The 13172-nt window shown below is 57.1% G+C and carries 14 protein-coding genes; 13 read left to right on the forward strand and 1 reads right to left on the reverse strand.

Going from position 1 to position 13172, the window contains the following annotated elements:
* The first annotated feature begins 4 nt into the window (after nt 1-4).
* The 13 genes from plsX to I6L41_RS05890 all read left to right on the forward strand — a co-directional run bounded on the left by plsX (nt 5) and on the right by I6L41_RS05890 (nt 11467).
* The gene (gene plsX, locus I6L41_RS05830; RefSeq protein WP_216962649.1) at nt 5-1024 is read left to right on the forward strand and encodes a phosphate acyltransferase PlsX; all 1020 of its coding nucleotides are present in this window, start codon (nt 5-7) and stop codon (nt 1022-1024) included.
* A gap of 7 nt (nt 1025-1031) precedes the next feature.
* A complete protein-coding gene (locus I6L41_RS05835) occupies nt 1032-1991 on the forward strand; it encodes a beta-ketoacyl-ACP synthase III (protein ID WP_064337923.1) in 960 nt (319 codons plus the stop codon).
* 71 nt (nt 1992-2062) lie between these two features.
* On the forward strand, nt 2063-2998 hold the full coding sequence (fabD, locus tag I6L41_RS05840) for an ACP S-malonyltransferase (RefSeq protein ID WP_216963846.1): 936 nt from the start codon (nt 2063-2065) through the stop codon (nt 2996-2998).
* A 13-nt stretch (nt 2999-3011) separates the two neighbouring features.
* Nucleotides 3012-3746 carry a 3-oxoacyl-ACP reductase FabG gene (gene fabG / locus I6L41_RS05845; protein WP_005300916.1) on the forward strand — a complete coding sequence of 245 codons (735 nt, stop codon included), beginning with the start codon at nt 3012-3014 and terminating at the stop codon, nt 3744-3746.
* Between the two features lie 157 nt (nt 3747-3903).
* Nucleotides 3904-4140: an acyl carrier protein gene (acpP, locus tag I6L41_RS05850; protein ID WP_005300909.1), complete on the forward strand. Its 237-nt coding sequence runs from the start codon at nt 3904-3906 to the stop codon at nt 4138-4140.
* Between the two features lie 82 nt (nt 4141-4222).
* Nucleotides 4223-5464, forward strand: a complete 1242-nt coding sequence (gene fabF, locus I6L41_RS05855; RefSeq protein WP_216962652.1) for a beta-ketoacyl-ACP synthase II — start codon at nt 4223-4225, stop codon at nt 5462-5464.
* A gap of 68 nt (nt 5465-5532) precedes the next feature.
* The gene (pabC, locus tag I6L41_RS05860; protein ID WP_005333157.1) at nt 5533-6339 is read left to right on the forward strand and encodes an aminodeoxychorismate lyase; all 807 of its coding nucleotides are present in this window, start codon (nt 5533-5535) and stop codon (nt 6337-6339) included.
* Nucleotides 6329-7330, forward strand: a complete 1002-nt coding sequence (gene mltG / locus I6L41_RS05865; protein WP_058057046.1) for an endolytic transglycosylase MltG — start codon at nt 6329-6331, stop codon at nt 7328-7330. Before pabC ends, mltG begins: the two co-directional genes overlap by 11 nt.
* Nucleotides 7330-7971, forward strand: coding sequence for a dTMP kinase (gene tmk, locus I6L41_RS05870; RefSeq protein ID WP_139730895.1), 642 nt, complete (start codon nt 7330-7332; stop codon nt 7969-7971). Before mltG ends, tmk begins: the two co-directional genes overlap by 1 nt.
* Complete coding sequence (gene holB / locus I6L41_RS05875; RefSeq protein ID WP_069526838.1) at nt 7956-8903, forward strand: DNA polymerase III subunit delta'; 948 nt, start codon at nt 7956-7958, stop codon at nt 8901-8903. The genes tmk and holB overlap by 16 nt, the downstream gene beginning before the upstream one ends.
* Before the next feature lie 25 nt (nt 8904-8928).
* Nucleotides 8929-9708, forward strand: a complete 780-nt coding sequence (locus I6L41_RS05880; RefSeq protein WP_216962655.1) for a TatD family hydrolase — start codon at nt 8929-8931, stop codon at nt 9706-9708.
* Between the two features lie 373 nt (nt 9709-10081).
* Nucleotides 10082-11023: a site-specific integrase gene (locus I6L41_RS05885; protein WP_254203405.1), complete on the forward strand. Its 942-nt coding sequence runs from the start codon at nt 10082-10084 to the stop codon at nt 11021-11023.
* A 171-nt stretch (nt 11024-11194) separates the two neighbouring features.
* Nucleotides 11195-11467 carry a RepB family protein gene (locus I6L41_RS05890; RefSeq protein ID WP_151286039.1) on the forward strand — a complete coding sequence of 91 codons (273 nt, stop codon included), beginning with the start codon at nt 11195-11197 and terminating at the stop codon, nt 11465-11467.
* A gap of 226 nt (nt 11468-11693) precedes the next feature.
* On the opposite strand, the gene rsmF is transcribed toward I6L41_RS05890, so the two are convergent.
* The gene (gene rsmF / locus I6L41_RS05895) at nt 11694-13124 is read right to left on the reverse strand and encodes a 16S rRNA (cytosine(1407)-C(5))-methyltransferase RsmF (protein ID WP_216962660.1); all 1431 of its coding nucleotides are present in this window, start codon (nt 13122-13124) and stop codon (nt 11694-11696) included.
* Between the last annotated feature and the right edge of the window lie 48 nt (nt 13125-13172).

Raw genomic sequence — 13172 nt, forward strand, 5'->3', positions numbered from 1 at the left:
GCCTTTGTCTACGCAAACTGTCGCGCTAGACATCATGGGGGGAGATATTGGCCCCTCGGAAACAGTGCCTGCCGCCGTGCAGGCACTGTCTCTTTTACCCCAGCTAAAACTGATCCTGGTCGGTGACCAACATCAGACCTCCTCTCTGCTGCAGCAACATGCCTTGCTGAATCATCCCCGCGTCCGTTTCGTACATGCATCCCAGGTGGTTGGCATGGGCGATAAACCGATCGTGGCGCTGCGTACTCTGAAAGACTCCTCCATGCGGGTGGTTCTCAATCTTGTGAAAGCCGGTGAGGCCGATGCCTGCGTGAGCGCCGGCAATACAGGGGCCTTGATGGCGATGGCCAAGTGCGTGCTCAAATCTCTGCCCGGGGTCGATAGGCCGGCACTTATCAAGGCGCTGCCGACATTGAGCGGCAAGCGCACCGTAATGCTGGATCTCGGTGCCAACGTCAGTTGCGATGCGGATACCCTGTTGCAATTTGCGGTGATGGGCTCCGTGGTGGCCGAGAAAGTCGAAGGCATCACTTCTCCTCGAGTTGCCTTGCTCAACATCGGGGAAGAGGAGATCAAGGGGAACGACCTGGTACGCCACAGTGCCGAATTGTTACGCCAGTGCAACGCGCTTAACTATGTCGGTTTCATTGAAGGGGATCGCATCTTCAGCGGTGAGTGCGATGTGATCGTCTGCGACGGTTTTGTTGGCAATGTCGCCCTCAAAACGGCCGAGGGGGTAGTGCGGATGATGGCTCAGCTGGCGGGATATCCCCGCAAGAAGCGCACTTTTCTTGGCCGGATCGCCGGTTTTATGTTCAAACGGCGTTTTTCTTACCTGAACCCCGACCAGTATAACGGGGCAAGTCTGTTAGGATTGCGCGGCATTGTGGTAAAAAGTCATGGGCGGGCCGAACGGCGCGCCCTGTGTAATGCGATCCTGCTGGCCGCACAAGAGGCCAAACATCAACTTCCACTGCAAATAGCAGATCGCCTTGAAGCTGTCTTCTCTGACAGGGATCTATAAGAACTCTATGCATAGCAAAATTCTGGGTACTGGCAGCTACCTGCCGAGTTCAGTGCGTACCAACGCCGATCTTGAGCAGATGGTTGAGACCAGTGATGAGTGGATCGTGGAACGCACCGGTATCCGTGAGCGCCGTATTGCCGGGGCTGACGAAACCGTTGCCACCCTCTCTTACCAGGCCGCCCTGCGGGCCCTGGAAGCAGCCGGTCTGACCGCTGCCGATCTCGATATGATAGTGCTGGCCACTACCAGTGCTGAAAATGCCTTCCCGGCTGCTGCCTGCGAGCTGCAGGGGCTGCTCGGCGTACCGAGCATTCCTGCCTTTGACGTGGCTGCTGCCTGTGCCGGTTTCACCTACGCACTCTCTATTGCCGATCAGTTCGTCAAATCGGGCGCCGCCCGCCATGTGCTGGTCGTCGGGGCCGATGTACTCTCCCGCATGTGCGATCCACAAGATCGCGGCACCATCATCCTGTTTGGTGACGGGGCAGGGGCTGTGATTGTCGGTGCCAGCGAGACGCCGGGTATCCTCTCTACCCATCTTCATGCCGATGGCCGTTATGGCGAGCTGCTCAAGCTGCCGCACCCTCGTCGCGGCATGCCGGGTGCCGAGCTCGAAGCCTACATGTACATGAAAGGCAACGATGTCTTCAAGGTCGCGGTCACCCGTCTGAGTGAGATCGTCACCGAAACGTTGGCCGCTGCAGGTATCGAGCCGAGCGAGCTGGACTGGCTGGTGCCGCATCAAGCCAACTTCCGCATCATCAGTGCCACCGCCAAGAAGCTCGGTATGAGCCTCGATAAAGTGGTGCTGACCCTCGACAAGCACGGCAATACCTCTGCCGCTTCTGTTCCGGTCGCCTTCGACGAAGGGGTGCGGGATGGCCGGATCAAACCGGGTCAGCTGGTACTGCTGGAAGCCTTTGGTGGCGGTTTCGCTTGGGGCTCTGCGCTGGTTCGCCTCTGATCTTCGGCGGGATGGTGCGCCCATCATCCCGTCACCGATTTCATTTTTGTCTTATCTAAAAGGAATCAATGATGACCCAATTTGCCATTGCCTTCCCGGGACAAGGTTCCCAGTCCGTTGGCATGCTGGCCGAGCTGGCCGAACAACATGCCGTGATCAAGGAGACCTTCGCCGAGGCGAGTCAGGTGCTGGGTTATGACCTGTTTGCCCTGGTGATGGATGGTCCGGTTGAAGATCTGAACAAAACCTGGCGCACCCAGCCTGCGCTGCTGACGGCCTCTGTCGCCCTGTGGCGCCTGTGGCAACAGCAGGGTGGGGCAACTCCTGCCATGATGGCGGGTCACAGCCTGGGTGAGTACTCCGCGCTGGTTTGCAGCGGCGCACTCGATTTTGCCGATGCGGTCAAACTGGTCGAGTTGCGTGGTCTGGCTATGCAGGAAGCGGTACCGGAAGGCACCGGCGCCATGGCGGCCATCATCGGTCTGGATAACGAATCCATCGCCGCCAACTGCGAAAAAGCGGCACAAGGGCAGGTGGTCTCTCCGGTCAACTTCAACTCCCCGGGCCAGGTGGTTATCGCCGGTCACAAAGAGGCCGTTGAGCGCGCCAACGTGCTGATGAAAGAGTCGGGCGCCAAGCGTGCGCTGCCGCTGCCGGTCTCCGTGCCTTCTCACTGCGCCCTGATGAAACCTGCCGCAGAAAAATTGGCAGCTGCGCTGGACGGGATCGAGATCAAGGTTCCTGCCATCGCTGTCATCAATAATGTCGACGTATCCTGTGAACAGGATCCGGCCGCCATCAAACAGGCTCTGGTGCGTCAGCTGTTCAGCCCGGTTCGTTGGACCGAGACTGTCGAGCGGATGGCCAATGAGGGGGTTACCCTCGAGATCGAGATGGGACCGGGCAAGGTATTGACCGGGCTCGCCAAGCGCATCGACAAGCGCGTGGAAGGTATTCATGCCAACGATGCCGCCTCTTTCGAGCAGGCGCTGGCCCAGATCAAGTAAACAGGAGCAAGTAATGAGCTTTACCGATAAGGTTGTGTTGGTGACCGGTGCCAGTCGTGGCATCGGCCGTGCAATTGCCGAAACTTTTGCGGCCCGTGGCGCCAAAGTAGTCGGCACGGCGACCAGCGAGAGCGGCGCCGAGGCGATCAGCGCCTATCTGGGTGAACAGGGTTGCGGCATGGCACTGAACGTGACCAGCCAGGAATCCATCGAAGCCGTCTTCGCCGCCATCAAGGCGCGTTTTGGCGACATCGACATCCTGATCAACAACGCCGGCATCACCCGTGACAACCTGCTGATGCGGATGAAGGATGATGAGTGGAACGAGATCATCGACACCAACCTCACTTCTCTGTATCGACTGAGCAAACCGGTGCTGCGTGCCATGATGAAGAAGCGCAATGGCCGCATCATCAGCATCGGCTCCGTGGTGGGAACCATGGGCAACGCCGGTCAGGTCAACTATGCTGCCGCCAAGGCGGGCCTGGTTGGTTTTACCAAGTCGCTGGCCCGTGAAGTGGCCTCCCGCGGCATTACCGTGAACGCGGTTGCCCCCGGTTTCATCGAGACCGATATGACCAAGGCGCTCAATGAAGAGCAGCGTGCCGGCATCATGAGCCAGGTGCCTGCCGCTCGTCTGGGCGACCCGAAAGAAATTGCCGCTGCTGTGGTATTCTTGGCATCGGATGATGCCGCCTACATCACTGGCGAAACCCTGCATGTTAATGGCGGGATGTACATGGTGTAATCAATTTGTCGTGAGATCTGTTCAAATTTGCGATAGTACGCCGAAGTTTGGCGAATTTCGTGGTTTGACCAGCGGCAAGCCACTTGCAAACTCACGTCAATTGAATAAACTACCCCAACCAGACGCAATAGCGTATTTTTAAAGGAAAATTCAGGTCATGAGCAACATCGAAGAACGCGTAAAGAAAATCATCATCGAACAACTGGGTGTTAAAGAAGAAGACGTTAAGAACGCTGCCTCCTTCGTCGACGACCTGGGCGCTGACTCTTTGGATACCGTTGAACTGGTAATGGCGCTGGAAGAAGAATTCGATACCGAAATTCCTGATGAAGAAGCCGAGAAGATCACCACTGTTCAAGCGGCTATCGACTACATCACCGCTAATCAGGAATAAGTTCCTGTTCTGAAAGAAGCGGCCCAAGGGCCGCTTCTTTTATATTTACCCCTTTTCAAAACACCTCTCGGAGACTACCTCAGTGTCAAAACGCAGAGTCGTGGTGACCGGCTTGGGGATGCTTTCCCCGGTAGGCAACACTGCCGAATCCAGCTGGCAAGCCCTGCTCAACGGGCAGAGCGGCATTTCTCCCATCGAACACTTTGATGCCAGCGAGTTTGCGACCCGTTTCGCAGGCCAGGTCAAGGATTTCGATCCCGAGCAGTACGGTATCAACCGCAAAGAAGCTCGCAAGATGGATCTCTTCATCCAGTACGGTATCGCCGCAGGCATACAGGCACTGGATGATGCCGGTCTCGTCATCAACGAGGCAAATGCCGAGCGCGTCGGTGTGGCGATCGGTTCCGGTATCGGCGGCCTGGGTCTGATTGAACAGAACCACAGCAGCCTGGTCAACGGCGGCCCCCGCAAGCTGAGCCCCTTCTTCGTACCGTCCACCATCATCAATATGGTGTCCGGTCATCTCTCCATCATGAAGGGTCTGCAAGGGCCGAACATCGCCGTGACCACCGCCTGCACCACAGGTACCCATGCCATCGGCATGGCCGGCCGGATGATCGCCTACGGTGATGCGGACGTGATGGTGGCCGGCGGCGCCGAGAAAGCCTCCACCCCGATGGGGATGGGCGGTTTTGCTGCCGCCAAGGCACTCTCCAACCGCAACGACGAGCCGCAAAAAGCGAGCCGTCCGTGGGATAAAGATCGCGATGGTTTCGTGCTGGGTGACGGTGCCGGTGTATTGGTACTGGAAGAGTACGAACACGCCAAGGCCCGTGGCGCCAAGATCTACGCCGAGCTGGTCGGTTTTGGCATGAGCGGTGACGCGTACCACATGACTGCGCCTCCTGCAGATGGCAACGGTGGCGCTCGTGCCATGAAAAATGCCATCAAGGATGCGGGCATTGCCCCCGAGCAGATTGGTTACATCAACGCGCACGGTACCTCCACCCCGCTGGGTGATGTGGCTGAACTGCGTGGCATGAAGTCGGTGTTTGGTGAGCACGCCAAATCCCTGATGGTCAGCTCCACCAAGTCCATGACCGGTCACCTGTTGGGCGCCGCCGGTGCCATCGAGGCGATCATCACTGTGTTGGCCCTGCGTGATCAGGTGGCTCCGCCCACCATCAACCTGGACAACCCGGATGATGAGTGCGATCTGGATCTGGTACCCCATGTGGCCAAGCCAGGCAGCTTCGAGTACGCCCTTTCCAACTCGTTTGGTTTTGGCGGCACCAATGGCTCACTGATCTTCAAACGCGTATAATTTGCCGCAGGGCAAAGACACAGGCCCGATACTGCCGGTATCGGGCCTTTTTTATCGGAGGGATCCCTTTGCTTATCAATGGCATGAAGCTTGATACCATCTCGGCCTATGATCGGGGGCTGGCTTATGGTGACGGTCATTTCACCACCATGGCGGTCAGGGAGGGTCGCGTGTTGCAGTGGCCTGCCCATCTGGCACGGTTGCAGCTGGCCAACAACCGGCTGGGATTGGTTGAACCGGACTGGGATCTCTTGACCCGGGAGGTTGAAGAGATGGTGGCCGACCAGCCACAATGCGTGGCCAAGGTGATCCTGACCCGCGGCGAAGGGGGGCGGGGCTATGATGGCAGCGGATGTCAGCACACAACCCGGATTGTCACTCTGGCGCCATTTCCCACTCACTATGGCCAGTGGCAACAGGAGGGGATCGAGATGGTGGTGTGCCGCCAGCGGATCGGTGATGCCCCCATGTTGGCCGGGCTTAAAACCTTGAATCGTCTGGAGCAGGTATTGCTGAAAAGCGAACTTGTCAGCCGAAATGCAGTCGAAGGGATAGTGCTTAACAGTCGTGGTTTTCTCATTGAAGGGGTCAGTGCCAATCTGTTTTGGCGTCGGGGCAAGACGGTGTTTACGCCCGATCTCGCCCGCGGTGGTGTCGATGGCATCATGCGCCGCCAGGTGATGGCGATGCTGAAACAGATGAGTATTGAGTTGCGTGTGGTAGAGGCTCCGCTGGAGTCACTATGGCAGGCTGAAGAGGTGTGGCTCACCAATACCCTGATGGGGATCGTGCCGGTCAATGGCATAGAGGATATTCACTATCCCCCAGCGGTATTGAGTCGCCGTTTACAGGAGCGTTTGGTCATTGAAGTTTAATCGGCTTTACACCCTGCTCGCGGGGGCGGCACTGACGGTAGCCGCTGCCGGGGGCTATGTACATTACAAATGGCAACAGGTAGAGACGCTCACCAACAAGGGGCCGACCCGGCTCTTTACGGTGGAGAAGGGCGCCCATGCGGCGCGCCTCATCGCCGAACTGGGTGAGGAGGAAACCAGCCCCTGGGCGGTACGGCTCTGGCTGCGCAGCCACCCCGAACTGGTGGCCATCAAATCGGGCACCTACGAAATCAAGGAAGGGGCCCCTCTCAAGGAGACCCTTTCCCTGTTCGCATCGGGCAAGGAGTTTCACTTCAGCCTCACCTTCGTCGAAGGTTCCCGTTTCGAGGATTGGCAGAAGCAGCTCTCCAGCGCCCCATACCTTGAGCGATTGACCGTCGAGCAATCCGAAGCCGACCTGGCGCAGGAGCTCGGCATCGAGAATGGTAAGCTGGAGGGGTGGTTCCTGCCGGAAACCTACGCCTATACCACCCATGCCAGCGATCTCTCGATCTTGCGTCGCGCTCATCAGGATATGGAGACTTTCCTGCAGCAGAGCTGGGAGAAACGTCAGGCCAACCTGCCTTACAAAACGCCCTATGAGGCGTTGATCATGGCCTCCATCATCGAGAAGGAGACCGGCCAGCCGGATGAGCGGGCGCAGATTGCCTCGGTGTTTGTCAATCGTCTGCGTCTGGGCATGAAGTTGCAAACCGATCCCACCGTCATTTACGGGGTGAAAGATCGCTACGATGGCAACATTCGCCGCAGCGATCTGACCGACAAGAATCCCTACAACACCTATGTGATCGACGGTCTGCCGCCCACGCCTATCGCCATGCCGGGCAAGGCCTCCATCGAAGCTGCGCTTAACCCCAAATCGACCGACTATCTCTATTTTGTCGCCAAGGGGGGCGGTGCCCACTATTTCTCCAAGACCCTCGATGAACACAATCGGGCGGTTCGCGAATACATATTGAAGAAACCCTAATGTCTAAATTTATTGTGATCGAAGGATTGGAAGGGGCAGGGAAGAGCTCGGCCGTGCGTTATGTGACCGACTATCTGCAGCGCCACGGCATCAACCGGATCGAGTGCACCCGCGAGCCGGGTGGTACGCCGCTGGCCGAGCGGATGCGGGCCATCGTCAAAGAGGTGCACGACGAGCGCCTCACCATCGAGGCGGAACTGCTGCTGATGTACGCCTCCCGGGTACAACTGGTGGAGACCCGCATCAAGCCGGCACTGGCCAACGGTGTCTGGGTGGTGGGAGATCGCCACGATCTCTCCTCCCAGGCCTATCAGGGGGGGGGACGTGGCATCGATGCTGCTCTTATCGGAGCCATCAAGCAGGCGGTGCTCGGCAACTTCAAGCCGGATCTCACCCTCTATCTCGATATCGATCCCGCCCTTGGCTTGCAGCGCGCGCGCCATCGTGGCGAGCTGGATCGCATCGAACTGGAGCAACTGAGCTTCTTCGAGCGTACCCGAACTCGTTATCTCGAACTGGCCGCCAAGGATGATTCCATTGTGGTGATCGATGCGGCGCAAACGCCGGAACAGGTCAAAGCTGCCATCGAGCGTGCATTGGATCACTATCTGTCGAACGAGCCGCTATGTATCCCTGGCTGATCCCCGACTGGCATGCCCTGAGCCAGACGGCCCAGTCCGGTCGTCTCGGCCACGCCTGGTTGTTGCTGGGGGATCCCGGTCTTGGCAAGGAGCAACTGGCCGAGCGGCTGGCGCGTTTGCACCTTTGCCAACAACCGGATCGTGGAGAGCCGTGTGGTCAGTGCCACTCCTGCCAGCTGTTTGACAAGGGCAACCACCCGGATCTCGGCACCATAACGCGCGACAGCAAGACCATCGGGGTCGAGGCCATTCGCGAGATCTGCACCCGGCTGCAGGGCTCTGCCCAGCTCGGCCGTGGCAAGGTGGTGATCATTCCTGATGCGGAGCGGATGACCGAATCGGCAGCCAATGCCCTGTTGAAAACCCTGGAAGAGCCGGCCGGCGACAGCTTGCTGTTGCTGATTGCCTCCCAGGTTTCCCGGTTGCTTCCCACCATTCTCAGTCGCTGTCACAAACATGTCTGTCAGTTGCCTGCGGAAGGGGAAACAGTACGCTGGTTGGCCGAGCAGGGTCATCAGGCCACTCTGGCTCAGGTGCGGATCTGTCAGGGGGCCCCGCTGCGGGTACTCGACTATATCGAGCAGCAACAGGACGGTACTCGCCGCGAACTGCTGGAGCAGTTTGTCGCCCTGAGTCAAAGTCCGGTCAAGGCGACGGCATTGTGCAGCCAGCTTGGTCAGGAGACGCAGGTCAGGTTGCACTGGTTGCAGCTCTTCTTGTGCGATGCCCTGAAAACCCAGGCCGGATGTGGTCACCATCAGCTGGCAATGCCTGATCTGGCCATCTTGAGTCAACGGTTGGCGGAGCAGCACTCCAGCGAAAAACTGCTGGAGGCAGAACAAGATCTGGTTGCCCTGAAAGCGGCATGCCAGCCGGGCCAGCTCTCCAATCCCACCATCCATCTGATGAACTGGCTCAGTCGCTGGTTATAAGTACCGACAAGCAGAAAGGTTTTATATGTTACTCGTTGATTCCCACTGTCATATCGATCGCCTCAGCTATGGCAGCAAGCAGACCAGCATGGCTGATGTACTGGCCAAGGCCGCGAAACTGGACGTGGGATATTTTCTATGTGTCAGTGTGACTCAGGCACAGTTCCCGACCATGCTCGAGGCGATCGCCCCCTATCCCCAAGTGTTTGCCTCTTGCGGGGTACACCCGCTCAATCAGGAACCCGGTGTCGATGCCGAGTTGCTGCTCAAGCAAGCTGCCGATCCACGTGTGGTGGCCATCGGTGAGACCGGTCTCGATTACTTTTACTCGCCCGAAAACAAGGACGTTCAGCAAGCCTCTTTCCGCGAACATATCCGGGTTGCTCGCGCGCTGAACAAGCCGCTGATCATCCATACCCGCGATGCCCAGCAAGATACCTTGCAGATCATGCGTGAAGAGGGCGCTGATCAGGTTGGCGGTGTGCTGCACTGCTTCACCGAATCCCTCGAAATGGCAGAAGCAGCAATGGCGATGGGGTTCTATATCTCCATCTCGGGGATCGCTACCTTCAAAAATGCGTCTGCCCTGCAAGAGGTGGTCAAGACTCTGCCCCTCGACAGATTGCTGGTCGAGACCGACTCGCCCTATCTTGCCCCCGTGCCGCATCGGGGGAGGGAGAACGAACCCGCCTTTGTGCGAGACGTTGCCCAGTTTATTGCCGACCTGCGCCATATTCCGCTTAACGAATTGGCAGAAGCAACTAGCCGAAATTTCTTTGAACTCTTCAAGCTGGCGAAAAAATAACACATAAGCCCCGTTGCTCGGGGCTTTTTATATTTCAAATACCAAGCTGATTACCCACCTGAATATCAACACCACCTTGCGTTATCTCTCACTTCTTCCTGCCAATTTTACTTTTTCGTTTCTGCCAAACTGGGTTGAATGATATTCCTATGTTTCCTTTATTCAGCGTGGTCAAAGGGCATTAAAACAAGATGTTCTAAGTATCGATAATATTCATTATCGATACTTGATGTATGGGGAGGATCCTGTAAGATCCTCTCAAACTTCATATGAATCATAGAGTTCCGTGGCATATCCATCCTTGTCCAATCCAGCTCATCAGTCACTGCAGACTGTTTTTGATGCTCAGCTAAATAGTCGGGCACGCCGCTTTTTGCGCAGTGCAAAAGCGGATTCCACACTCAATGCCTATCAGGCGGATACCCGTATTTTTGTCTTCTGGTGCAAATTGCACGGGCTGGACCCATTGCAAACCACCCATCACGACATCATGAATTTTCTCGCAGATCAGGCTGACGGCGTATTGGCCGACTGGGTATGGCTGGATAAAGAGGAGGGGAAGGGGGAGCTGCGTAACGGTGAACCTCGAAAACCGGCAACCCTGGTGAGACGGCTTGCCGGGATCCGTTATGCCTTCAAGCAGAAAGGGATTCACCCCATGCCCACCGAACATCCCGAAATCAAGGAGATGATGCGCGGTATTGTCAGGTTGGGGGATAACCGCAAGCGCAAAACCGGTGCCCTGACGCTGCAGCCTTTGACCCAGGTGCTGGATGGCATCGACACCAATGACCTCGCGGGCTTGCGTGATCACACCCTGATACTGCTGATGTTCAGTGGCGCCTTGCGCCGTTCGGAAGCGGCCCGAATTGAGGTGAGCGATCTCGATTTTATGGGGCAGGGGATCCGCCTTCGCCTCAAACCGAGCAAACATCAGCTGCATGAAACCGAGATAGCCCTGATCCCGGGCAAGCACTACTGTCCCGTCTCGGCACTGCAAAAGTGGCTACACAAAAGCCGGATCAGCGAGGGGCCGCTGTTTCGGCGCATGAACCGCTGGGGCCAACTGATGGCCGAGCCACTCGGCCCCCAGGGCATCAATCTGATGATCAAGCGGCGAACCGGCCAAACCATCGACGATCTCTACGTCAGTGGCCATAGCCTGCGCCGTGGATTTATCACCTCGGCGGTAACTGCCGGCAAACCGATGAACAAGATCATTGAGGTGACGCGCCACAAGGATATGCGGACCCTGCAGGAGTACTTCGATGACGCCCATAAATTCTCCGATCATGCCCTTGATGGCTTGCTCTGATATAACTGCGCCACTGAATTATTTATGTTAAATGATATCCTGTTGATCTAATGATATATTTGGCGCGCAGCCAGCAGCCCAAAGGGGAAGGGCATCTTCCAATGGATAATGGCATGTGATGAGAGATAACAAACTCGGAAACGTAATATCGCAAGGACTATGAGCCAAGAAATGACAGTGCGTGAAGAGCAAGAGGCGGGGCCCCAAAACAATGCCGAGCGGCAGCGCCAACATGTAAAACGCAAGCAGGAGACCCATACCCGGCTGCAATGCTGGATCAGCAATCGCCACGCCGAACGATTGGCCGCACTGGGTCTTCATCTCGAAGACAGTCAGGCGTCACTCATCGAGCAGGCGATCGATCTGCTCTACCAACATGAGCTGGGTAGAGAACCTCCGTTTGAAAACAGAGTCGCCATACAGGTCGAAGAGACTGTTGAATAGACACAAAAGTGAAGTAACAGCGATAGGTGAAGAGATAAAAAAAGCCAGGTACGAATTCCTTGTACCTGGCATAGGGGAATTGGCTCCTTGCAGAGCCGTGCGCTAACTGGTGTTCGGATTGCCTTAAGCTTAGACAAGGCTCAAGGCTTTTCAAGATCCGAAGAAAAGTTCAACCAGAGTGTGGGTATTTCAGACTCGTTCAAGTGCTGATGCACCGAAAGGCCCACTACGCATTGAACAGATTGTTGTCACGCACCAGCTCGCGGGGGAGGGCATTCTTGACCCGACTCCCCACCCATTTCCCCATGCCCAGGGTATGCCCCTGATAGCGGACGATCACCTCGCCAGTGCCAGCATCCTGTTCTGGCCAGACATCCCGCCCCATCATGAATTCCCGCGCATTGGCGCTATCCAGCTCGACCACGCCCTTGCTCGCTTCATCGCCATAGGCCAATGCCCACTCATGAGTGAGGCGATAACCTTTCTTGAAGGTTTCGGCCAACTTGATGCCGATGCGATCGAAACGCAGCTTGCCCTGCACCTGATCAAACTGCTGGGGAAAGAGCCAGATCTCGTCATTGCGGCCAAACAGTTGACCCTGCGGTGCCACTCCGAAGTTGGCTTCAATCTCGCGCAGCATGGGCTCTGACTCTTTTGCTGCCAGTGGCAGGAAGGGGAATTTGCCCAGCTTGCCCGGCTTGAACATGGTGTTGGGCACAGAGTGATGCTTGCGTAATCTGGCGACGAAAAAGCCCTCACTGTCGAAGATCTGGGGCCAAACGTGCAGGTATCCCTCGGATGTACAGGCCTGTTCTGCATGGGGGAACAGGTCTGCCAGCGAGTCAAAACTCAAGGCATCGCCAAACTTGTCCAGCAGGGATTGGCAGACCGCCTGATTCTCCTGCTCACTCAAAGTACAGGTGGAGTAGACCAGCACACCGCCCGGTTTCAAGGCATGGAAGGCGCTCTCAAGTAACCCTTGTTGCACCGCTGCAATCTCGTCGATGCTCTCGATACTCCAGTTGCGCAGCGCATCTTCATCTTTTCGCACCGTCCCTTCACCGGAGCAGGGGGCGTCGAGCAGGATGGCATCGAAGGTCTCCGGCAACCACTGGCCAAACACCTTGGCATCAAAATGGGTCATCCCCACATTGGTCACGCCGCAGCGCTGGATATTGGCGCTAAGCACTTTCAACCGGCTGCTGGAAAACTCGTTGGCAACCAACATCCCCTGATTGTTCATCAGGGCGGCTATCTGGGTGGTCTTGGATCCGGGGGCCGCCGCCGCATCCAGCAACATACCATCCGTTTTGATCTTGTCGCTGGCAAAGAGCGCCGTCACCGGCAGCATGGAGCTCGCTTCCTGAATGTAGAAGAGCCCGCTCAAGTGCTCGGCGGTATTGCCAAGGGGGACGGTTTCGTCGCTGCGGGTCAGCCAGAAGCCGGTGTCACACCAGGGGACAGGGTCAAGCTGCCAACCCAGTGGCTCCATCAGGGCGACGAAATCCGAGACGGCGATCTTCAAGGTATTGACCCGAATGCTGCGGCGCAGCGGACGTCGACAACTGGCCACAAAGTCATCCATCGAGAGATGGGCCGGCATGATGGCCGCAATGTGGCGTAAAAAGTAATCGGGAAGGAAGGTGTTGTCGTGCACTGTGCCGTCTCGTTGACCGAAAAAGAGGGGCGATATCCTACCACAAGG

The organism is Aeromonas sp. FDAARGOS 1411 (assembly GCF_019047125.1).
Lineage (GTDB): Bacteria > Pseudomonadota > Gammaproteobacteria > Enterobacterales > Aeromonadaceae > Aeromonas > Aeromonas veronii.